At 41.5% G+C, this 22349-nt stretch carries 27 protein-coding genes; 18 read left to right on the top strand and 9 right to left on the bottom strand.

Annotated elements, in window-relative coordinates:
• Positions 1-72 precede the first annotated feature (72 nt).
• The 3 genes from tkt to P3L57_RS09740 all read left to right on the top strand — a co-directional run bounded on the left by tkt (position 73) and on the right by P3L57_RS09740 (position 2979).
• Entirely contained in the window at positions 73-2076 is a 2004-nt protein-coding gene (tkt, locus tag P3L57_RS09730; RefSeq protein ID WP_044155732.1) for a transketolase, read from the top strand.
• Between the two features lie 152 nt (positions 2077-2228).
• Positions 2229-2675, top strand: coding sequence for a sporulation inhibitor of replication protein SirA (gene sirA / locus P3L57_RS09735; RefSeq protein WP_059291740.1), 447 nt, complete (start codon positions 2229-2231; stop codon positions 2673-2675).
• Positions 2676-2760: 85 nt separating this feature from the next.
• A complete protein-coding gene (locus P3L57_RS09740; protein WP_003221221.1) occupies positions 2761-2979 on the top strand; it encodes a YneF family protein in 219 nt (72 codons plus the stop codon).
• Positions 2980-3052: 73 nt separating this feature from the next.
• Here the strand turns inward: P3L57_RS09740 and ynzD are convergent, their stop codons facing one another.
• Positions 3053-3226 carry an aspartyl-phosphate phosphatase YnzD gene (ynzD, locus tag P3L57_RS09745; protein WP_024121579.1) on the bottom strand — a complete coding sequence of 58 codons (174 nt, stop codon included), beginning with the start codon at positions 3224-3226 and terminating at the stop codon, positions 3053-3055.
• 220 nt (positions 3227-3446) lie between these two features.
• On the opposite strand from ynzD, the gene P3L57_RS09750 reads away from it, so the two are divergent.
• The 3 genes from P3L57_RS09750 to P3L57_RS09760 all read left to right on the top strand — a co-directional run bounded on the left by P3L57_RS09750 (position 3447) and on the right by P3L57_RS09760 (position 5178).
• Positions 3447-4154 carry a cytochrome c biogenesis protein CcdA gene (locus P3L57_RS09750; protein WP_044155730.1) on the top strand — a complete coding sequence of 236 codons (708 nt, stop codon included), beginning with the start codon at positions 3447-3449 and terminating at the stop codon, positions 4152-4154.
• A gap of 89 nt (positions 4155-4243) precedes the next feature.
• Positions 4244-4609, top strand: coding sequence for a response regulator (locus tag P3L57_RS09755; protein WP_059291739.1), 366 nt, complete (start codon positions 4244-4246; stop codon positions 4607-4609).
• Between the two features lie 77 nt (positions 4610-4686).
• Positions 4687-5178 (top strand): CcdC family protein, encoded by a 492-nt coding sequence (locus P3L57_RS09760; protein ID WP_082687905.1) that lies wholly within the window; start codon positions 4687-4689, stop codon positions 5176-5178.
• A 30-nt stretch (positions 5179-5208) separates the two neighbouring features.
• Here P3L57_RS09760 and P3L57_RS09765 read toward each other — a convergent pair whose 3' ends face one another.
• The 4 genes from P3L57_RS09765 to sspO all read right to left on the bottom strand — a co-directional run bounded on the left by P3L57_RS09765 (position 5209) and on the right by sspO (position 6665).
• On the bottom strand, positions 5209-5637 hold the full coding sequence (locus P3L57_RS09765) for a DUF2621 domain-containing protein (RefSeq protein ID WP_044155728.1): 429 nt from the start codon (positions 5635-5637) through the stop codon (positions 5209-5211).
• Between the two features lie 232 nt (positions 5638-5869).
• Positions 5870-6262 (bottom strand): outer spore coat protein CotM, encoded by a 393-nt coding sequence (gene cotM, locus P3L57_RS09770; protein ID WP_082687889.1) that lies wholly within the window; start codon positions 6260-6262, stop codon positions 5870-5872.
• 78 nt (positions 6263-6340) lie between these two features.
• The gene (locus P3L57_RS09775) at positions 6341-6487 is read right to left on the bottom strand and encodes a small acid-soluble spore protein P (RefSeq protein ID WP_003221237.1); all 147 of its coding nucleotides are present in this window, start codon (positions 6485-6487) and stop codon (positions 6341-6343) included.
• A 31-nt stretch (positions 6488-6518) separates the two neighbouring features.
• Positions 6519-6665, bottom strand: a complete 147-nt coding sequence (gene sspO, locus P3L57_RS09780; protein ID WP_003221239.1) for a small acid-soluble spore protein SspO — start codon at positions 6663-6665, stop codon at positions 6519-6521.
• Between the two features lie 227 nt (positions 6666-6892).
• Here sspO and acnA point away from each other — a divergent pair, with 227 nt between their 5' ends.
• The 7 genes from acnA (at position 6893) to P3L57_RS09815 (ending at position 11718) form a co-directional block, all read left to right on the top strand.
• Positions 6893-9622 (top strand): aconitate hydratase AcnA, encoded by a 2730-nt coding sequence (acnA, locus tag P3L57_RS09785; protein WP_069486593.1) that lies wholly within the window; start codon positions 6893-6895, stop codon positions 9620-9622.
• Positions 9623-9692: 70 nt separating this feature from the next.
• Positions 9693-10202: a redoxin domain-containing protein gene (locus P3L57_RS09790; RefSeq protein WP_069486594.1), complete on the top strand. Its 510-nt coding sequence runs from the start codon at positions 9693-9695 to the stop codon at positions 10200-10202.
• Positions 10203-10282: 80 nt separating this feature from the next.
• Positions 10283-10408, top strand: a complete 126-nt coding sequence (locus P3L57_RS09795; RefSeq protein ID WP_003244964.1) for an FbpB family small basic protein — start codon at positions 10283-10285, stop codon at positions 10406-10408.
• Between the two features lie 64 nt (positions 10409-10472).
• Positions 10473-10619, top strand: a complete 147-nt coding sequence (sspN, locus tag P3L57_RS09800; RefSeq protein WP_024121586.1) for an acid-soluble spore protein SspN — start codon at positions 10473-10475, stop codon at positions 10617-10619.
• 35 nt (positions 10620-10654) lie between these two features.
• Positions 10655-10906, top strand: coding sequence for a small acid-soluble spore protein Tlp (tlp, locus tag P3L57_RS09805; RefSeq protein ID WP_069486595.1), 252 nt, complete (start codon positions 10655-10657; stop codon positions 10904-10906).
• Positions 10907-10986: 80 nt separating this feature from the next.
• Positions 10987-11403, top strand: a complete 417-nt coding sequence (locus P3L57_RS09810; RefSeq protein WP_069486596.1) for a YbgC/FadM family acyl-CoA thioesterase — start codon at positions 10987-10989, stop codon at positions 11401-11403.
• Positions 11404-11418: 15 nt separating this feature from the next.
• Positions 11419-11718 carry a hypothetical protein gene (locus tag P3L57_RS09815; RefSeq protein WP_024121589.1) on the top strand — a complete coding sequence of 100 codons (300 nt, stop codon included), beginning with the start codon at positions 11419-11421 and terminating at the stop codon, positions 11716-11718.
• A 32-nt stretch (positions 11719-11750) separates the two neighbouring features.
• Here P3L57_RS09815 and P3L57_RS09820 read toward each other — a convergent pair whose 3' ends face one another.
• Both P3L57_RS09820 and plsY read right to left on the bottom strand, forming a co-directional pair.
• A complete protein-coding gene (locus P3L57_RS09820) occupies positions 11751-12038 on the bottom strand; it encodes a HesB/YadR/YfhF family protein (RefSeq protein ID WP_024121590.1) in 288 nt (95 codons plus the stop codon).
• A gap of 93 nt (positions 12039-12131) precedes the next feature.
• On the bottom strand, positions 12132-12713 hold the full coding sequence (plsY, locus tag P3L57_RS09825; protein WP_024121591.1) for a glycerol-3-phosphate 1-O-acyltransferase PlsY: 582 nt from the start codon (positions 12711-12713) through the stop codon (positions 12132-12134).
• A 168-nt stretch (positions 12714-12881) separates the two neighbouring features.
• Here plsY and P3L57_RS09830 point away from each other — a divergent pair, with 168 nt between their 5' ends.
• From P3L57_RS09830 to parC, 3 genes are all read left to right on the top strand, one after another.
• On the top strand, positions 12882-13289 hold the full coding sequence (locus P3L57_RS09830) for a CoA-binding protein (protein ID WP_059352978.1): 408 nt from the start codon (positions 12882-12884) through the stop codon (positions 13287-13289).
• 390 nt (positions 13290-13679) lie between these two features.
• Positions 13680-15647, top strand: coding sequence for a DNA topoisomerase IV subunit B (parE, locus tag P3L57_RS09835; RefSeq protein WP_069486597.1), 1968 nt, complete (start codon positions 13680-13682; stop codon positions 15645-15647).
• Positions 15648-15650: 3 nt separating this feature from the next.
• Positions 15651-18068 (top strand): DNA topoisomerase IV subunit A, encoded by a 2418-nt coding sequence (gene parC, locus P3L57_RS09840; RefSeq protein WP_069486598.1) that lies wholly within the window; start codon positions 15651-15653, stop codon positions 18066-18068.
• A gap of 50 nt (positions 18069-18118) precedes the next feature.
• On the opposite strand, the gene P3L57_RS09845 is transcribed toward parC, so the two are convergent.
• Both P3L57_RS09845 and P3L57_RS09850 read right to left on the bottom strand, forming a co-directional pair.
• Complete coding sequence (locus P3L57_RS09845) at positions 18119-18244, bottom strand: hypothetical protein (protein ID WP_010334426.1); 126 nt, start codon at positions 18242-18244, stop codon at positions 18119-18121.
• Positions 18245-18268: 24 nt separating this feature from the next.
• A complete protein-coding gene (locus P3L57_RS09850; RefSeq protein WP_044155717.1) occupies positions 18269-18619 on the bottom strand; it encodes a hypothetical protein in 351 nt (116 codons plus the stop codon).
• A gap of 457 nt (positions 18620-19076) precedes the next feature.
• On the opposite strand from P3L57_RS09850, the gene P3L57_RS09855 reads away from it, so the two are divergent.
• Both P3L57_RS09855 and P3L57_RS09860 read left to right on the top strand, forming a co-directional pair.
• On the top strand, positions 19077-20474 hold the full coding sequence (locus P3L57_RS09855) for an alanine/glycine:cation symporter family protein (RefSeq protein WP_059291731.1): 1398 nt from the start codon (positions 19077-19079) through the stop codon (positions 20472-20474).
• Positions 20475-20807: 333 nt separating this feature from the next.
• Positions 20808-22307: a cellulase family glycosylhydrolase gene (locus tag P3L57_RS09860; protein ID WP_069486599.1), complete on the top strand. Its 1500-nt coding sequence runs from the start codon at positions 20808-20810 to the stop codon at positions 22305-22307.
• Positions 22308-22349 lie beyond the last annotated feature (42 nt).

The following is a 22349-nucleotide window of genomic DNA, read 5'->3' on the forward strand; positions in this document are numbered from 1 at the left end:
GCTGAAACAGTTGAGAAAAAGTCGTCAGACATTTATGATGAAAGGGTACAACATATAAGGAAGGGGATTTTTATGGATACAATTGAAAAGAAATCAGTTGCTACCATTCGCACACTATCAATAGACGCTATTGAAAAAGCAAACTCTGGTCACCCTGGTATGCCTATGGGGGCAGCGCCAATGGCATATACGCTATGGACAAAATTTATGAATGTAAATCCGGCAAACCCTGGGTGGTTTAACCGCGATCGTTTTGTTTTATCTGCGGGACACGGATCAGCACTTTTATACAGCATGCTTCATTTAAGCGGGTATGATCTCAGCATTGAAGATCTTAAGGGATTCCGCCAGTGGGGCAGCAAAACACCGGGGCATCCGGAATTCGGACATACAGCAGGTGTTGATGCAACAACAGGGCCGCTTGGACAAGGAATCGCAATGGCGGTTGGAATGGCTATCGCAGAACGCCATTTAGCCGAAACTTACAACCGCGATTCATTCAATGTAGTCGATCACTATACATACAGCATTTGCGGTGACGGCGATTTAATGGAAGGTATTTCTTCTGAAGCCGCTTCACTTGCAGGCCATCTTCAGCTTGGCCGTCTGATCCTATTATACGATTCTAATGACATCTCATTGGACGGAGATCTGGATCGTTCATTCTCTGAAAACGTGAAACAGCGTTTTGAGGCGATGAATTGGGAAGTTCTTTACGTTGAGGATGGAAACAATATTGAAGAATTATCTGCGGCAATTGAAAAAGCACGCCAAAACGACAAGAAACCTACATTGATTGAAGTAAAAACGACAATCGGTTTCGGTTCTCCTAACCGTGCCGGCACTTCCGGTGTTCACGGTGCTCCGCTTGGCAAAGAAGAAAGTAAATTAACAAAAGAAGCTTATGCATGGACGTATGAAGAAGATTTCTACGTTCCGTCAGAAGTATATGAGCATTTCGCAAAAACAGTAAAAGAATCCGGCGAGAAAAAGGAACAGGAATGGAATGACCAATTCGCTAAATATAAAGAAATTTATCCGGAACTCGCTGAACAGCTTGAGCTGGCTATCAAAGGAGAACTTCCGAAAGACTGGGATCAAGAGGTGCCTGTTTATGAAAAAGGAAGCAGTCTGGCATCCCGTGCCTCTTCAGGTGAAGTTCTGAACGGTCTTGCGAATAAAATTCCGTTCTTTGTCGGCGGTTCTGCAGACTTAGCAGGGTCAAACAAAACGACGATTAAAAATTCCGGTGATTATACAGCGCTTGATTACTCAGGCAAAAATTTCTGGTTTGGTGTTCGTGAATTTGCTATGGGTGCAGCCTTAAATGGTATGGCGCTTCACGGCGGACTTCGTGTATTCGGCGGAACATTCTTTGTCTTCTCTGATTACTTGCGTCCGGCCATTCGCCTTGCAGCATTAATGGGTCTTCCTGTGACATATGTCTTTACTCACGACAGTATCGCGGTCGGTGAAGATGGACCGACTCACGAGCCGGTTGAGCAGCTTGCTTCATTACGCGCTATGCCTAACCTTTCTTTAATCCGTCCTGCAGACGGTAATGAGACAGCAGCGGCTTGGAAGCTTGCGGTGCAGAGCACAAATCAGCCAACAGCGCTTGTATTGACACGTCAAAACCTTCCTACAATCGACCAAACAGCTGAAGAGGCATTAGCTGGTGTAGAAAAAGGTGCTTATGTTGTTTCTAAGTCTAAAAACGAAACACCTGACGCTCTTCTCATCGCTACGGGCTCAGAGGTTGGCCTCGCAATTGAAGCACAGGCGGAATTGGCGAAAGAAAATATTGATGTTTCTGTCGTCAGCATGCCTTCAGTAGATCGTTTTGAGAAACAATCGGATGAATACAAAAACTCCGTGCTTCCGTCAGATGTGAGAAAACGTCTTGCGATTGAAATGGGCTCATCATTTGGCTGGGGCAAATACACAGGGCTTGAAGGAGACGTGCTCGGTATTGACAAATTCGGCGCCTCCGCTCCTGGCGAAACCATTATCAATGAATACGGCTTCTCAGTTGCAAATGTTGTGGATCGAGTCAAAGCATTAATCAATAAATAAGTTTTTCAAAGGGGATGAGTCAAATCATCCTCTTTTTCTTGTTTATCCGACAAAAATAGTATTGGCTGTTTAACAGTAATAGACAATTCTTTCTTCTCTTCTTTTGTATAATAGAATGCAAATGAAATGCTGCTGGAAAAGGGGATGAGAAGATGGAACGTCACTACTATACGTACCTGATCAAAGAGGAATTTGCCAATCATTATTTCGGGCGGGAATCGGTTATGTTTGAGCTGTTTCAAGACTATCATTGGACAAGCCTGACGAGGCAGCAGTATGAAATGACAGAGAAACAAATTCAATATATCACAAGACCCATTCCGATTTTACATATGCATCAGCGGTTAAAAATGAATTTGAATAATACAAACTATACACAGCTGGATTATATTTATAGATTATCTCTCCCAAAAGCTAAGGGACAAGCGTCTTTTATGATGAAAGAACACATGATTGAAATTGTAGCTAACGGAGATTACGAGGCGGAAACGATATTTTTTGAAGTTCTTCGCAAAGTAAGCCCTTGCTTTCTCGCAATGGATTTCAATACGAAGCGGTATGGGTGGTTAAATCCGGTGAAAGAAAGAAATTTTGTCTAAAACCGAAGAAAAAGAGATGTAAATGTTGTATAATAGCTTTTGGTTTAGTACACTTTAAACTAGACAACATGAAGGAGGAAATAAAATGACTTTATGGGTTGGCATCCTAGTGGGCGTTGTTGCACTGCTCATAGGTGTTGCACTCGGGTTTTTTATTGCTCGTAAATATATGATGAGCTACCTTAAAAAGAATCCGCCTATTAATGAACAAATGTTACGCATGATGATGATGCAAATGGGAATGAAACCTTCTCAAAAGAAAATCAATCAAATGATGAAAGCCATGAATAATCAAACGAAATAATACGTAAAGATTATGATATAGAGAAACATGGTTATAAAATAAAAAACCCTTTATCGGGTTTTTTATTTTGCAATCATTCATCACCCGCTACTGCTCGAAGGCGCTGCTTTTGATATTGTATGAGAAGATGGTCAAGCTCCTGACTGAGTTCTATCGTAATATGAGATGTCATTCCGTTCGCCATGACAATTTGCAGCAGCTCTGCTCTTTTTTTTTCAATTTCATTTAATAGATGCTCTCTAATCACAGGGATGTATCCTTTCATACATTAGATCTTCAAAAGTGAATGTTTATATTATATCCATATTTATACTAATTTTCAAATGAGAAGGAGTACAATGTCTCAATGTCAAATTAAATTATATAAGTTTTTTTTGAAAATAGAAATCCTTCGAGTGAAAGTGTTAAAAAAATGAAATGATTTTGTCATAACTTGAAGGAATGTCAAATCATGAAGGGATGAGGATATGGGAGATGTGAATTATTTTCTGACATTCGGCGCGGGATTTTTATCATTTATTTCGCCTTGCTGCTTGCCGCTTTATCCGGCTTTCCTGTCATATATTACAGGAGTCAGCATGGATGATGTGAAAACAGAGAAACTATTGCTGCAAAAAAGAAGCTTGGCCCATACGCTGTTTTTTTTGCTGGGCTTTTCAGTGATTTTTATAGCTTTAGGATATGGAACATCTTTTATTGGAACCCTGTTTAGGGATTATCATGATGCCATTCGGCAAGTTGGCGCTTTGCTCATTATTCTGTTCGGTTTTATTACGATTGGCGTGTTTCGGCCTGAGGTTATCATGAAAGAACGCAGAGTCCATTTTAAGCATAGGCCAAGCGGTTTTTTCGGTTCCGTTTTAATCGGTATGGCTTTTGCGGCCGGCTGGACGCCTTGCACCGGTCCCATTTTGGGGGCTGTTATCACATTAGCAGGTACTAATCCTGGCTCAGCGATACCGTATATGATGCTATATGTTCTCGGATTTGCCGTTCCGTTTGTATTATTGTCGTTCTTCATCACGAAGCTGAAGTGGATCAGGAAGAATCAGCTTTTGATCATGAAAGCGGGCGGTGTACTTATGATTGTTATTGGGGTCCTGCTATTTTTTGACTGGATGAACTTGATCATTATTTTGCTGTCGGATCTTTTTGGAGGATTTACAGGTTTCTGACTGTTAAATTACTTTTGCACTACTACTAATCCTTTTGTTTTTGGTACAATAATACTATTACCTGAGGAATTCGATTTTTGGAGGGGAATATGACAAGAGTTTTAGTTGTAGACGACGCCAAGTTCATGAGAGTAAAAATCAGAGAGATCTTGGAAGAGGCAAATTACATAATAGCAGGCGAGGCGGCGGACGGCGAGCAAGCGGCAGACCTGTATAAAAAACTTCGGCCGGACTTAGTGACGATGGATATTACGATGCCGGTGAAAAACGGCATTAAGGCGCTCCGTGAGATCATATCCTTTGACCCTAAAGCAAAGATCATCATGTGTACCGCAATGCGCCAGCAAAGAATTGTTACAGAAGCCATTGAACTTGGGGCCAAAGATTTTATCGTCAAACCGTTTGAGGAGTCCAAAGTATTAGAAGCTGTCAACCGCGTTATGGGAAATTGCTAGTCATTTCTTTTCTAAATGGTTTTTTTTATTGTTTTGGAGTATAGTATATAGTGTCAACACTCCGAGAAAACAAAGGAATGATAAGTATGATGATTATAGTTTCATCAATTGTTGCTGTTTTAATGGCTGCAGCTGTGATGGTGGTCAGAATTAAGTCTTCCGATAAGCCCGTTTCACCGAAAAAAATCATTCTCCCGCCGATTTTTATGAGTACGGGGGCGTTAATGTTTTTATTTCCGGTTTTTTGGGTAACGGGTGAAGAGTTTTTAGAAGCGATCACTTTAGGCGTGATTTTCTCTATTTTTCTTATAAAAACTTCAAAGTTTGAAATTAAAAATAATGAAATTTACATGAAACGCTCTAAGGCATTTGTCTTTATATTAGTCGGCCTTTTAGTGATCAGAATTGTGATGAAATCAATTTTAAGCACATCGGTTGATTACGGCGCACTGAGCGGAATGTTTTGGATTCTGGCTTTCGGTATGATTGTGCCGTGGAGAATCGCCATGTATCTGTCATACCGAAAACTTCAAAGCGAGCTGCAGTCAGCAGACATTCAAATGAATTAAAAAACCTTTCCTCCTTGCGGGAAAGGTTTTTTATTTAAGAAGGGCCTGATAAGGTTCAATATCGATTTTCTTGTCTCGTAGATGTTTCTTTAAAAAGGTATGGTCTCTTTTCGGAGTAGCCAAAATATAACCTTTAATAATAAGCCGCTGATCAATTGCTGCTGCGTTTTCTTTTAATGCCAGCTCTCCGATTTTTCCGGCAATTTTTGCTCGAGCTATATCTCTGAACAGCTCCGGAACAGGTGTGACCAATTCATCGAGAAATTGTTTGTTTTCATTGCTCCATAGATGTCTGCTGTTTTCAATATAGTAATCCTGCCAATCCAGCTCAGATTTGCCGTCCTCTTTTGGTAAACGCTTTAAAAACTTTCGAAACATAAAAAAACCGCCGATTGATAACAAGACAATCATCGTGATCACCCAAAACAGAATAAACCACAAAAACCAGCCTCCCAGCATCAATCATTCCCCCTTATACTAACCATATTGTATATGAAGAAAGAATAGAAGAACAATGTTTTAAAAAAATAGAAAAAACTGATAGACGTCTAGTCAAAAGAGATGATAGATCATATTCTATTGTATAGTGAATCTGCTATTTGGCCATGGGAGAGTCACTAGAGGGTATTTGACGATAAATGGACGGAAGAAAAGTCACTTTCATTATAGGGGATGAAAGTGACTTTTGATTTTAGCTGAGAGGGAATTGAAGAGAAAAAGAAGAGCCATCATTCGTCTCTTTATTGACGGCAACTGTAAGAATTTGATTTTCGCATTCAGTCTCAATCGACTTGTCATTCAAATAAAAAGGAAGCATCATTTGTTTTTCAAGAGTCTGTCCTGAGGATTTAACCGTCAGGATAAACTCACATCCGGACAAGGTAATTGTGATTTGTGTCGGCTGTATAGACGACAGATCTGCTTCAATAATATATTGCTGACTTGTTTCATATAGATCAATAGGTAATGTTTCGTCGTACCAGGCGAACGGATCTTCAAAAAATTGCCGAAGCCATTCCTCCATACCATCGAAATCATTAGCATCGTTTCGTTTTGAATGGGTCATGGAAGCATTCCTCCATATATCAACCTTGCTTTAGCTTATGCAGTTGGTCAGAAATGGGTGAACGCATAAAAAAACAGACGCTAAGGTCTGCTTTTATTACATATCATGGCTGGAATTGTGCTTTTGTCTTGTGTGATTTCTGTTTTTTACTTTCTTGCTTCCGCTGAGGGGTTCCGGCTGACCCGGATTGTGACCTTTAGGAGCGTTTTTATGCATATCTTTACTTGTATTTTTATTGGTCATAAAATGAGAACCTCCTTAAAAGAGTTCAACGTTATTGATTGGTTTTTCTTTTTTTGTTATTTTGGCGTTCTGCTTCAGTCAGTACAAGCTGATCGTTTTCTACATAGCCGGCGCCTTTGCCTTGGCTTTTCGCGTCATTCATCCCATTTATTACGTGATTTGCTTTTCGTTTGACCATCATTATCACCTCAATCATAATATGGCTTCTTTCAATGAGGAATATGAGAGAGTGCAGACAGTAAAATTTCCCGATTTTTTGCCCTGATAAGCCGATCTTATTGTATTTAATAAAAACATTGATATTTACTTATGTATGATTTTGTTTTAATATGAAATTGTGAGAAAATTGTGATGGAATGTAATGTTCATCTGAGAATGAACTGATCTGAAGGGGGATTTTGGAGAATGGCAAACGAGCAAAAAACTGCAGCACAAGACGTTTTCCAAGCGAGAAAATCGTTTACTACAAATGGGAAAACTTATCATTACTACTCTTTGAAAGCATTGGAAGATTTGGGGATCGGAAATGTGTCGAAGCTTCCTTATTCCATTAAAGTTCTTTTAGAATCTGTATTGCGTCAAGTTGACGGATTCGTTATCAAAAAAGAACACGTGGAAAATTTGGCAAAATGGGGAACTGCCGAGTTAAAGGAAATCGATGTTCCGTTTAAACCATCTCGCGTTATTTTACAAGATTTCACTGGGGTACCGGCAGTAGTTGACCTTGCTTCATTACGTAAAGCAATGGCAGCTGTCGGCGGAGATCCTGACAAAATCAACCCTGAGATTCCTGTTGACCTTGTCATCGACCACTCTGTACAGGTTGATAAAGCGGGCACAGAAGATGCTTTGGCTATTAATATGGACTTGGAATTCGAAAGAAATGCAGAGCGTTACAAATTTTTAAGCTGGGCAAAGAAAGCGTTTAATAACTACCAGGCAGTACCGCCGGCAACAGGTATCGTTCACCAGGTAAACCTTGAGTTCTTGGCAAGTGTTGTCCACGCAGTCGAAGAAGACGGGGAACTGATTACGTATCCTGATACGCTGGTAGGAACCGACTCGCATACAACAATGATTAACGGAATCGGTGTTCTCGGCTGGGGTGTCGGCGGAATTGAAGCGGAAGCCGGAATGCTTGGGCAGCCTTCTTATTTCCCTGTTCCTGAGGTAATCGGCGCGAAACTCGTCGGAAAGCTTCCGAACGGAACAACAGCCACTGACTTGGCGTTAAAAGTGACACAAGTACTGCGTGAAAAAGGCGTAGTCGGTAAATTTGTTGAGTTCTTCGGACCGGGAGTTGCTGAACTGCCGCTGGCAGACCGTGCGACAATCGCCAACATGGCTCCGGAATACGGTGCAACATGCGGCTTCTTCCCTGTAGATGAAGAAGCTCTAAATTATCTGCGTCTGACAGGCCGCGATGCTGAACATATTGACGTAGTAGAAGCATACTGCAGAAGCAACGGCTTGTTCTACACTCCAGATGTAGAAGACCCGCAATTTACTGATGTCGTCGAAATTGATTTGTCTAAAATTGAAGCAAACCTTTCCGGTCCAAAACGTCCTCAGGATTTGATTCCGCTTTCTGCTATGCAGGAAACGTTTAAAAAACACTTAGTCAGTCCTGCGGGTAACCAAGGATTCGGATTAAACGCCGAAGAGGAAGACAAAGAAATTAAATTTAAATTGCTTAACGGCGAAGAAACAGTCATGAAAACGGGTGCAATCGCTATTGCTGCGATTACAAGCTGTACAAATACATCTAACCCATACGTCTTAATCGGCGCCGGCCTTGTGGCGAAAAAAGCGGTTGAATTAGGACTCAAAGTGCCTAACTACGTGAAAACATCACTTGCACCGGGTTCTAAGGTTGTTACAGGATATCTTGTTAATTCAGGCCTTCTTCCATACATGAAAGAGCTTGGTTTTAACCTCGTTGGATACGGATGTACAACATGTATCGGAAACTCAGGTCCGCTTTCACCGGAAATTGAAGAAGCAGTTGCGAAAAATGACCTGTTGATTACGTCTGTTCTTTCTGGAAACCGTAACTTCGAAGGACGTATTCATCCGCTTGTGAAAGGTAACTATCTTGCTTCTCCGCCGCTTGTAGTAGCTTATGCGCTGGCTGGAACAGTGAACATTAACCTGAAAACGGATCCGATCGGTGTCGGAAAAGACGGACAAAAAGTGTACTTCAACGATATTTGGCCGTCAATGGACGAAATTAATTCACTTGTTAAACAAACCGTTACACCGGAGCTCTTCCGCAAGGAGTACGAAACAGTATTCGATGACAACAAACGCTGGAATGAGATTGAGACAACAGATGAAGCGCTGTATAAATGGGATAATGAGTCAACTTATATCCAAAACCCGCCATTCTTCGAAGAAATGTCAGTTGAACCAGGTAAGGTTGAACCTTTAAAAGGCCTTCGTGTTGTCGGTAAATTCGGTGATTCAGTCACGACCGATCATATCTCTCCTGCAGGGGCAATCGGAAAAGATACACCTGCCGGAAAATACTTGCAAGCAAAAGGTGTGTCACCTCGTGACTTTAACTCCTACGGTTCCCGCCGCGGAAACCATGAGGTTATGATGAGAGGAACATTTGCAAACATCCGCATCAAAAACCAAATCGCGCCGGGCACAGAAGGCGGATTTACAACGTACTGGCCGACTGGTGAAGTGACATCAATCTATGATGCCTGCATGAAATATAAAGAAGATAAAACAGGCCTTGCCATCTTAGCGGGCAAAGATTATGGTATGGGATCTTCCCGTGACTGGGCTGCAAAAGGAACAAACCTGCTCGGCATTAGAACTGTCATTGCTGAGAGCTTTGAAAGAATCCACAGAAGTAACCTGGTATTCATGGGTGTGCTCCCGCTTCAATTTAAACAAGGTGAAAATGCGGATACACTCGGCTTAAACGGTAAAGAAGTGATCGAGGTGGATGTTAATGAAAGCGTACGCCCTCGTGATATCGTTACAGTAAGAGCAATTGATGAAGACGGAAATGTAAAAACATTTGAAGCACTTGTGCGCTTCGATAGTGAAGTTGAAATTGATTATTACCGCCATGGCGGAATTCTGCAAATGGTGCTTCGCGAAAAAATGAAGCAATCATAATGTATGAAGAAGAGAAGGCACTCTGCTTTCTCTTCTTTTTATGAGATAAGATAGCTCCGGGGGTGACATTATGCTGAAAAAATGGGTGGCAGGAATCCTGTTGATTGGGCTTGCCGGATACATGTGCTGGAACGTCTATCAGCAATTTAGCAAAAAAGAAATAGGCATTGAAGAGGGACAGCAAGCGCCTGACTTCAATCTGAAAACGCTATCAGGAGAAAGGGCCTCTTTATCAGACGTTAAAGGCAAAAAAGTTCTGCTTAACTTCTGGGCAACTTGGTGCAAACCGTGCCGACAGGAAATGCCGGCGATGGAGGAACTGCAAAAGGAGCACTCAGATGTAGCGGTTATTGCAGTTAATTTTACTTCAGCTGAGAAAAGCGAGAAACAGGTGCAAGCCTTTGCTGATACGTATCATTTAACCTTCCCCATTTTGATTGATAAAAAAGGAATTAATGCTGACTATAATGTATTTTCGTACCCAACTACGTATATTTTAGATGAAAAAGGCGTGATTCAAGACATACATATCGGGACCATGACAAAAAAAGAGATGAAAGAAAAACTGGATCTTCATTAGATTCAGTTTTTTTTATGTGCAAACATGCTTACAAATTTTCAGAATTGGAAAAAATAAAAGAATACGCGGAGGTGAGAAGAGTGAAGAAGATGAGAAAACGTTCTTTTCATGAGCTCGTCATGGAAAACAAAAAAGAGCTGATGACGAATACGGAATATTTAAATCAGCTTGAGGAAAAGCTTGAACAGCGATTTAAGCAAAAATAACCTTTAATTTGTATTCATGTTTGCCCCTCCTTTTGAGAATCCTATTTGTTGAGGAGGGATAAACATGGGAAACAACAAGAAAAACGGTCAGCCTCAATATGCTCCAAGCCACTTGGGTACGAAGCCTGTTAAATATAAACGCAATAAAGGGGAAAAAATGCACGATACTTCTGGTCAGCAGCCAATTATCATGCAGACGAAAGGCGAATAGCGCCGGATTGATTTTATACTAGGAGGTTCATCCCAATGACAAAAAACCAAAATCAATATCAGCAGCCTAATCCTGACGACCGTTCCGACAACGTAGAGAAACTGCAGGATATGGTCCAAAATACGATCGAAAATATAGAAGAAGCAGAAGAATCAATGGAGTTTGCTTCAGGAGAAGATAAGCAGCGCATCAAAGAAAAAAACGCAAGACGGGAAGAGAGCATCGAAGCATTTCGCAATGAAATTCAAGACGAATCCGAAGCGAGAGAAAAGGGATACCGTTCCTAAAAACCAGGGAAACCTGGTTTTTTTCTTTCTGATTTGGATGTGGTAAAATGGGGCTAAACTGATTAAGGGAGCAGAGTATCTTGCATGTATCAAAAACAGAAATAGAAGTGCGTTACGCCGAAACAGATCAAATGGGGATCGTGTATCACGCGAATTATCTTATTTGGATGGAGGTCGGAAGGACGGCACTCATTAAAGACCTAGGCTTTTTGTATAGTGATATGGAAAAGAAAGGCGTGCTTTCTCCAGTCGTTGATATCAATATTTCCTACAAAAAACCCCTCCATTATGGAGAAACTGCGGTGGTGCACACATGGATTGAGGAATACAACGGCTTTAAAACCATATATGGCTACCATATTTATAATCCGGCTGGTGAGCTATCAATTGAAGCGAAATCATCTCATATTTGTGTGGATAAAGAAAGTTTTAAACCGATTCAGTTTCGTAAGGCTTTCCCCGATTGGCACGCAGCATATGAAAAGGCCAAAAAATAGGGAAGTGAATGACATATGGCATTTGGCGTGAAACGGGAGGAAGTTAACCGATGGAAGAAGGCAGTCAAAAGAGGGGAAATCGCATTTTTAACACATTATTGGCTGGATGACCGTTTCCCGGAATCTAAAACCGTGACAAAAGCAGGCTGTGCAGATATTGATAAGCTGGTTCAATGGGGTGCGGCGTACGGTTTGAAGGAAGAATGGATACATAAAAAAAGCGAATTTCCCCACTTTGATCTTTTGGGCGAGACGCAAAAATATATCTTAGAACAAGAAAAGCTGACCGACCATCTCACACGTTTTCATTTATAAAAAAAGAACGCATAGGATATGCGTTCTTTTTCTTAATGGTATTCAAATACAGGCTCATCAGCAGACTCTGAATAGCTGACGAGAAGATCATGGTTGTCAAAGTACCAAAGATCACTTTCCTCAATAAAGAAGGTGATGCCGCCGACTTCTGCCGTGACTCCTGCTTCTTGAGGAGCATCTTTCGCCACTCCGAGAGAAAAGCCTTTTTGAACGTTGCTGCAGCCGCCATAGCGGACGAAAAATCGAACTTGGTCTCCGTTTTGTAAATCAAGCTCTTCTTTATACCAGTTCAGCGCGTCTTCGTTAACTGTCATATTCATAACAGGACCCCCTTTTCCCTTTGTTATCATTTGATTTTCTCTATTATAAACGTATAAGGCTATCTCGTGTCAAAATAGAAGTTTTTTAAACATTTATAACCATTTGACTTTAGGTTCTGTTTTATTGATAATTCGTTTGATATTCGCCCGGTGCCTGTATATTACAAAAACAGTGAGCAGCGTGACGACAATCAATAAATACTTATCATGTACAAAGAGACTATATATGACAGTATATATCCCTGTTAACATTGATGACAGAGAGACAAATTTAGTCAAGTATAAAAAGATGAAAAAGACCGCAACCATTGTAATGAATAACAGAGGTGCATAAAACAGCAAGACGCCTCCCGAAGTTGCTACGGCTTTGCCGCCTTTAAATTTGGCGAACACAGGAAACACATGGCCAAGAACCGCTATGACTCCCGCAAGGAGCGGATGAATATCAACATGCATGAGGTAAGGCAATGCAGCTGCCAGTGTCCCTTTTAAAATATCTCCGGCTATGACAACCGAACCAGCTTTTACGCCCAGTGTACGGAACGCGTTGGTAGCGCCTAAGTTTCCGCTTCCATGCTCCCGAATATCAATTCCCTTGGCAAGCTTACCTACGATTAAGCCAGATGGAATACTGCCTATCAAGTAGGCCAAAATAATCAATAAAGCAATTAACATCTACATTTCTCCTTTTTCAATGTCCCTAATCTCTATTTTAACATGAGATGTCATGATCTGATGATAAGTTTTTTTGTAAAGTTTGCTTACAAATCTAATCAGCCATACATCATGTTTTGATTTCTTCCTTTTCGGTCGTGTAGAATAAACAAAAAGGAGTGGTCTATCATGCAAAACCCTTCAAAAGCGGAAATCAAAGAAATTCTTGATGGAAGTAAGAGAATAGCGGTAGTCGGGCTTTCAGACCGTCCCGATAGAACATCGTATATGGTATCAAAAGCGATGCAGGATGCGGGATACGAAATCATACCAGTAAATCCGACGATCGAAGAGGCGCTTGGTGTAAAAGCCGTATCATCGTTAAAAGAAATTGACGGTCCGATTGATATCGTGAATGTATTCAGACGTTCAGAACAGCTTCCTGATGTCGCTAAAGAGTTTCTGGAGACAGATGCCCCGGTATTTTGGGCGCAGCAAGGCCTGGTGAACGAAGAGGCTTATCAGATGCTGAAGGATGATGGCAGAACGGTCATCATGGATCTGTGCATAAAAGTGGCACACGCTGTAACAAAATAGGTTCAGAGCTGCAAAAATCCTTGTGAATTCAAGGATTTTTGCTTTTTCATGTAAAGATATTGTTTGCGAATTACTGTGAAACAGATACAATAAAGCTTGAACAGCTTTTTTTGAATGCCTTGCTAAGCTTGGTTCCGGCCGTTCGATTTGCGAAGGTCCGCTGCTTTATATATAATAAACAAACATACGTTCTCATATCGGAAAAACAGCACTTTTGGATGTTTTACGGAATGATTCGTTAGCTGTATGTTGAGAATGGGATGACATTGGTTATAATGAAGAGTCCAAGGCAGAAGCGCACCGGGGCAAGGATTATGAAAAATACTTTTATACAATTGACAAGTAACAATGAAAAAGAGAATGTTAGTTTTTTGAAAGGGGTTTGTACGTTTGGCTAGAAAACAGCAATTTGATTACAACGAAGATGCCATACAGGTGCTGGAAGGCCTTGAAGCCGTAAGGAAAAGGCCGGGTATGTATATTGGCTCAACCGACGCGAGAGGCTTGCATCACTTGGTTTATGAAATTGTAGATAACTCCGTCGATGAGGTACTTGCCGGCCATGGAGATCACATTATCGTTAAAATACATAAAGACAACAGTATTTCTGTACAGGATAGAGGCCGCGGCATGCCGACTGGAATGCATAAACTCGGCAAACCAACCCCTGAGGTCATTTTAACGGTGCTTCACGCAGGCGGAAAATTCGGTCAAGGCGGTTATAAGACAAGCGGAGGGCTTCACGGCGTCGGCGCGTCTGTCGTGAATGCTTTATCTGAATGGCTGACGGTTACGATTGAGCGGGACGGCTTCGTCTATCAGCAGCGTTTTGAAAACGGAGGTAAACCGGTCACATCTCTCGAAAAGATTGGCAAAACGAAAAAGACAGGCACACTTACTCACTTTAAGCCTGATCCGACAATGTTCAGCACAACAACTTATAATTTTGAAACGCTTTCTGAACGCTTACGGGAATCAGCGTTTTTATTAAAAGGATTAAAAATTGAACTGATTGACGAGCGGAACGGCCAGCGTGAAGTCTTTTATTATGAGAACGGAATAGAAGCGTTTGTTGCTTACTTAAATGAGGAAAAAGATGCCCTGTCTGAAGTGGTCTCGTTTGAAGGAGAGCATCATTCCATCGAAGTGGATTTTGCGTTTCAGTTTAACGACGGCTATTCAGAAAATATCCTGTCGTTTGTTAACAACGTCAGAACAAAAGACGGCGGAACTCATGAGTCAGGTGCAAAGACAGCAATGACGAGAGCCTTTAATGAATATGCGAGAAAAGTGGCTTTGCTGAAAGAAAAGGATAAAAACCTGGAAGGCACAGATATAAGGGAAGGGCTTTCAGCTATTATCTCTGTCCGTATTCCTGAAGAACTTCTTCAATTTGAAGGACAAACAAAAGGAAAACTCGGCACAAGTGAAGCAAGATCTGCTGTAGACGCAATCGTATCAGAACAGCTTGCTTACTTTTTAGAGGAAAATCGGGACACCGCTACTCTTCTTGTGAAAAAAGCAATAAAGGCGAGCCAGGCGCGAGAAGCGGCACGTAAAGCCCGGGAAGAAGCCAGGAGCGGCAAAAAACGAAAAAAATCAGAAGCGACATTAAGCGGTAAGCTGACACCTGCGGGTTCAAGAAATCCGGCAAAGAATGAATTGTATCTCGTTGAGGGTGACTCTGCGGGCGGATCAGCAAAGCAGGGAAGAGACCGCAGATTCCAAGCGGTTCTGCCATTGCGCGGTAAAGTCATTAACACGGAAAAAGCAAAGCTTGCTGATATCTTTAAAAACGAAGAGATTAATACGATCATTCATGCCATCGGCGGCGGTGTCGGGGCTGATTTTGCAGTCGACGACATTAACTACGATAAAATCATCATTATGACGGATGCCGATACTGACGGCGCTCATATTCAAGTGCTGCTTTTAACCTTTTTCTATCGCTATATGAAGCCGCTCATTGAGAATGGAAAGGTATTCATTGCACTGCCTCCTTTATATAAGGTCAGCAAAGGCAGCGGAAAAAAAGAAATCATTGAATATGCATGGTCTGATGAAGAGATGGATGATGTACTGAAAAAAGTCGGCAAGGGCTATACAATCCAGCGATACAAGGGTCTTGGTGAGATGAACGCAGATCAGCTGTGGGAAACGACGATGAATCCGGAGTCCCGTACGCTTGTAAGGGTCAAAATTGACGACGCGGCACGTGTTGAGAGACGCGTGACGACATTGATGGGCGATAAAGTAGAGCCGCGCAGAAAGTGGATTGAGAAAAACGTAGCTTTCGGCTTAGACGAAGAAAGCAATATTTTAGAAAATGAAAACTTATCGGTCGCTGAGGAGGTTTAATGATTGTCACAGCCAGAATTATTTCATGATTTACCATTAGAAGAGGTGATCGGCGACCGTTTTGGACGCTATAGTAAATATATTATTCAAGACAGGGCGCTGCCTGATGCGCGCGACGGTTTGAAGCCCGTACAGCGCAGAATTCTGTATGCGATGCATACAGACGGAAACACATTTGATAAAAATTTCAGAAAAGCGGCCAAAACGGTCGGTAATGTCATCGGTAACTACCATCCGCACGGTGACAGTTCGGTGTATGAAGCAATGGTGCGGATGAGCCAGGATTGGAAAGTGCGGAATGTATTAATTGAAATGCACGGGAATAACGGAAGTATAGATGGAGATCCTCCGGCGGCCATGCGTTACACAGAAGCGAAGTTGTCTTCGATTGCATCAGAGCTTCTGCGGGATATTGACAAAAATACTGTTGAATTTGTCCCAAACTTTGATGATACAAGCAAGGAGCCTGTTGTACTTCCGGCTATGTTCCCTAACTTGCTGGTCAACGGATCTACCGGTATATCTGCAGGATATGCGACTGATATACCGCCTCATCATTTAGGAGAAGTCATTGATGCTGTTATTAAACGCATTCAAATGCCATCATGCTCTGTAGACGATCTCATGGAAGTGATCAAAGGGCCTGACTTTCCGACAGGCGGAATTATCCAGGGCGTTGATGGCATTAGAAAAGCCTACGAAACCGGAAAAGGGAAAATTATTATCCGCGGAAAAGCTGAGATTGAAGCGATCAGAGGCGGACGTGAGCAAATTGTGATTACAGAAATTCCGTTTGAAGTCAATAAAGCCAACCTTGTGAAAAAAATGGACGAGTACCGTATTGATAAAAAGGTTGAGGGCATCTCCGAGGTTCGAGACGAAACAGACCGAACCGGCCTCAGAGTGGTCGTAGAACTAAAGAAAGAAGCAGATGCCAAGGGCATTTTGAATTACTTATATAAAAATACTGATTTGCAGATTACGTATAACTTTAATATGGTGGCGATCCACAACCGCCGTCCAATGCTGATGAGTCTGCCAGCTATTTTAGATGCATACATCGGCCACCAAAAAGAAGTTGTCACAAACCGATCCGTTTACGAGCTTCAAAAAGCAAAAGACAGACATCACATTGTAGAAGGTCTTATGAAGGCTTTATCGATCTTGGATGAAGTTATCGCAACGATTCGCTCCTCTAGCGATAAACGTGACGCCAAAAACAATTTAATTGCGAAATATGAATTCACTGAGCCTCAGGCTGAAGCTATCGTGTCCTTGCAGCTATATCGTTTAACAAATACCGATATCACAGCGCTCAAGGAAGAGGCTGAAGAGCTCAGCAAAAATATTGAAGAGCTTGAATCGATTTTGAGCAATGATAAAAAGCTGTTAAAGGTCATTACAAACAGCTTAAAAGCGCTGAAAAAGAAATATGCAGACACGAGACGCTCTGTCATTGAAGAAAAAATTGAGGAAATCAAAATTAATCTTGAAGTCATGGTTGCCTCTGAGGATGTATACGTGACCGTTACAAAAGATGGCTACTTAAAGCGCACAAGCCAGCGTTCCTTTGCCGCTTCAAACGGACAGGATTTTGGAATGAAGGACACAGACAGGATGCTGCACCAGTTTGAAATGAATACGACAGATGTGCTGCTGCTTTTCACGAATAAGGGAAGCTATATCTATTGTCCGGTTCACCAGCTGCCTGATATCAGATGGAAGGACATGGGCCAGCATTTTTCTAACATAATCACGATTGAACGTGACGAAACGATTGTAAAGGCCATACCGATAAAAGAGTTTGATCCATCTGCTTATCTTTTATTCTTCACGAAAAACGGCATGGTGAAAAAGACAGAACTCACCCATTACAAAGCACAGCGTTATTCTAAAGCACTTGTGGCTTTAAATCTAAAGGGTGAAGACGAGCTGATTGATGTACATGTGACAAATGGTGACAGTCAGATCTTGATGGCGACACATCTCGGATATGGCCTATGGTTTGGAGAAGATGAAGTAAATGTTGTGGGCGCACGTGCAGCTGGCGTTAAAGGAATTAACTTGAAAGATGGAGACTTTGTCGTGTCAGGAGAAATTCTGCATGAGTCTGATTCTCTCGTATTGTTTACACAGCGGGGAGCGGTCAAACGTATGAGTCTTTCTGAGTTTGAAAAGACCTCCCGTGCAAAACGGGGAGTCGTTATGCTGCGTGAACTGAAGAAAAATCCGCATCGTGTCGTTTCGCTGTTCGCGTGCGGACTTGATGAGCGGTTTATGGCAGAGACGGAAAAAGGGGACAAAAAAGAACTGCAGGCTAAAGAGCTGCGAACAAACGACAGATACAGCAATGGTTCATTCTTTATTGATGAAGAAGAATCAGGCAAGGTCACAGCTGTCTGGCGTCTTACAACTGAATAATCATTAAAAAACCCGCTCACATATCGTGAGCGGGTATATTTTGTTTTTCATCAGCTTTCATGGCTGGTGAATAAGTCTGTCACGGCATGAATGACTTCAATACCTTGCCATACAAATAAGTTCAGCGCTGTGAAAGAGAATAAGCCTAAAATCACCATTCTTAAGATAAACAACATGTTAACAGCCTCCTCATATTTTCGTTATATATTCGGGTGATGTTGAACATGAAGTTTGTCGAAATAAGACGATTGATAAAATTTGGCCAGTATAAAGCTTTTTCTTCGCTGCCGTCTCCGGGAGTAACATATATCTTTGTTTTCCGCGGTCATCAGCAGCACAGCCATTGAGAAGGCAGTCAGCGCAAAAGCTCCGGTGATGGATTTCTTTTCATCATCTGCATTTTGGCCAGCTTTCATCTCATGCATTTCCTGCTGGTCGGCTACCGCTTTATAATGATGGCCAATATCAAAGGCGTGGGGGATTGAGAACAAATGAAAACTGGCAATCGCCAAAAATAAGATGGACGCTTTAAGTATCGTTACTTTTTTCAAATGATCTCCCCCCTTCGATATTACTGAATATTTTTATAATGATACCCCAGACCGTCTTAAAAGTAAACCTGATTTATTAAATTTAAAAATAAAATTCACTTTGTTAAGTATATATCGTTTCAGTTCCTTTTTAAAGTGAAATGTCTTTTATTAGTATATGTATACCCGATCTAGGGTGTGATTCAAAACATATTTTAAAGATATGTTTGCAGCTCAAACATTATCACGATATACACCCTTAGGTTAGGGAGAAACAAGCGGTGAATGTATAGAAAGGGAGACTCTTTTTATTGATTTCTAATGATTTTATTCATAGGAAATAAAAAATCAAACTAACATAATATTCTTCCGAAAAAACTTCCTAATTCGACATATTGTGATATAATAATACTCGTCATGTTAAAAAATCTAACATCAAAATTGAATTCACAATGAATTGATGAAACAGGAGGTAAATATGGAGTCTTTTTTCAACAGTTTGATTAATATTCCAAGTGATTTTATCTGGAAATATTTATTTTATATTTTAATAGGGCTTGGATTATTTTTTACACTTCGTTTTGGTTTTATCCAATTCCGTTACTTTATCGAAATGTTTAGAATAGTAGGTGAGAAGCCACAAGGCAACAAAGGTGTTTCTTCTATGCAGGCATTTTTTATTTCTGCCGCATCCCGAGTCGGTACAGGGAACTTGACTGGTGTTGCCTTAGCAATTGCGACAGGCGGACCAGGCGCTGTATTTTGGATGTGGGTTGTAGCAGCTGTTGGTATGGCATCAAGCTTTGTTGAGAGTACGTTAGCTCAGCTTTATAAAGTGAAGGACGGAGACGATTTCCGAGGCGGACCGGCTTACTATATCCAAAAGGGGCTTGGAGTCAGATGGCTTGGCATCGTATTTGCTGTCTTAATTACCGTATCATTCGGTTTAATCTTTAACGCTGTTCAATCAAATACAATTGCAGGAGCGTTAGAAGGCGCTTTTCATGTGAATAAAATAGTTGTCGCTGTTGTTCTTGCTGTTTTAACGGCTTTTATTATTTTTGGCGGTTTAAAACGTGTTGTCGCTGTGACACAGTTGATTGTTCCGGTCATGGCGGGGCTTTATATTCTTATTGCACTATATGTTGTATTCACAAATATTTCTGCATTCCCAAGCGTTATTGCGACAATTGTCAAAAACGCTTTAGGAATTGAACAAGTTGTCGGCGGAGGAATAGGAGCTATCATTGTCATCGGTGCACAGCGCGGACTTTTTTCTAACGAAGCGGGAATGGGTAGCGCGCCAAACGCTGCTGCGACAGCTCATGTTTCGCATCCGGCTAAGCAAGGCTTTATCCAGACATTAGGCGTGTTTTTCGATACATTTATCGTATGTACGTCCACAGCGTTTATTATTTTACTGTACAGTGTAACACCAAAAGGTGACGGCATCCAAGTAACGCAGGCTGCTTTGGACCACCATATTGGGGGATGGGCGCCTAGTTTTATAGCAGTCGCAATGTTCTTATTCGCTTTCAGCTCAGTTGTCGGAAACTACTATTATGGCGAGACAAACATTGAATTCATTAAAACAAGCAAAACATGGCTGAACATTTACCGTATTGCGGTTATTGCTATGGTTGTCTTTGGATGTGTAGCAGGGTTCCAGATTGTTTGGGACATGGCGGATCTCTTTATGGGGGTTATGGCGCTGATTAACTTAGTTGTGATCACACTGCTGTCAAACGTAGCATACAAAGTCTATAAAGATTACGCGAAACAGCGCAAACAAGGACTTGATCCTGTGTTTAAAGCGAAAAATATCCCAGGACTGAAACACGCTGAAACTTGGGAAGAAGAGAAACAAGAAGCATAAATTCATAAAGAATACGGCTGCATTTAATGACTTGAATGCAGCTTTTTATTTGCCGAAAAAAAGCGGAATCTTTTGATTTCATCAAAAAATAACGTGTAAAGTCCTGAACAAGCACTATTATCCCTGATATACACGTGTCAGCTGTATAGAAAGCAACACAAAAAGAGTCAATAGACAGGCTTTTAAGCCGCCTAAAAACAAGAAATTAGGTTGATAGACAATCATGAGAAAGATTTTTACAATGAGTGCGTGTTTAAAAAAAGAAAGGGAGGGAGAGCGGCAGCTAATAGGCATACGTTTTACATGATTATTTGGAGGAGGAGAGAATGCTATATGAAACGTTCAGTCTCTATCTTTATCGCTTGTTTATTAATGACAGTATTAACAATTAGCGGTGTCGCGGCACCAGAAGCCTCTGCAGCAGGGGCGAAAACGCCTGTAGCCCTTAATGGCCAGCTTAGTATCAAAGGTACTCAGCTAGTCAATCAAAACGGAAAACCGGTACAGCTGAAAGGAATCAGCTCACACGGTTTGCAGTGGTTCGGTGATTATGTCAATAAAGACACTTTAAAATGGCTAAGAGACGATTGGGGAATTACCGTCTTCCGGGCGGCAATGTACACGGCTGACGGCGGTTATATCGAGAATCCGTCTGTGAAAAATAAAGTCAAAGAAGCTGTTGAAGCGGCAAAAGAGCTCGGGATATATGTTATCATTGACTGGCATATTTTAAATGACGGCAATCCAAATCAAAATAAAGAGAAGGCGAAGGAATTCTTTAAGGAAATGTCAAGCCTTTACGGAAGCTCACCAAACGTTATATATGAAATTGCTAATGAACCGAACGGTGATGTAAATTGGAAGCGCGATATCAAACCGTATGCGGAAGAAGTGATTTCTGTTATCCGTAAAAATGACCCGGATAACATCATTATTACCGGAACAGGCACTTGGAGCCAGGATGTCAACGATGCTGCGGATGATCAGCTTAAGGATGCTAACGTCATGTACGCGCTTCATTTTTATGCCGGCACCCACGGCCAGTTTTTAAGGGATAAAGCGGACTATGCGCTCAGCAAAGGAGCGCCGATTTTTGTAACGGAATGGGGGACGAGTGACGCTTCCGGAAATGGCGGTGTATACCTTGACCAGTCGAGAGAATGGCTGAATTATCTCGACAGCAAGAAAATCAGCTGGGTAAACTGGAACCTTTCTGATAAGCAGGAATCATCCTCAGCTTTAAAGCCGGGGGCATCTAAAACAGGCGGCTGGCCGTTATCAGATTTATCCGCTTCAGGGACATTTGTAAGAGAAAACATCCGCAGCTCCCAAAATTCGAGTGAAGACAGATCTGAGACGCCAAAGCAAGAGAAACCTGCACAGGAAAACAGCATCTCTGTACAATACAGAACAGGGGATGGAAGTGTGAACAGCAACCAAATCCGTCCTCAGATCAATGTGAAAAACAACACCAAGACCACCGTTAACTTAAAAAATGTAACTGTCCGCTACTGGTATAACACGAAAAACAAAGGCCAAAACTTCGACTGTGACTATGCGAAGATGGGATGCAGCAATGTGACGCACAAGTTTGTGACATTATCTAAACCTGTAAAAGGTGCAGATGCCTATTTGGAACTTGGGTTTAGAAACGGGACGCTGTCACCGGGAGCAAGCACCGGAGAAATTCAAATTCGTCTTCACAATGAGGACTGGAGCAATTATTCACAAGCCGGGGATTATTCTTTTTTCCAGTCAAATACGTTTAAAGATACAAAAAAAATCACATTATATAATAACGGAAAACTGATTTGGGGAACTGAACCCAAATAGTGCCTGTTTTGACGGACATCACAATTGGTGTCCGTTTTCATT

It is taken from the genome of Bacillus sp. B28 (genome assembly GCF_029536185.1).
Lineage (GTDB): Bacteria > Bacillota > Bacilli > Bacillales > Bacillaceae > Bacillus > Bacillus halotolerans.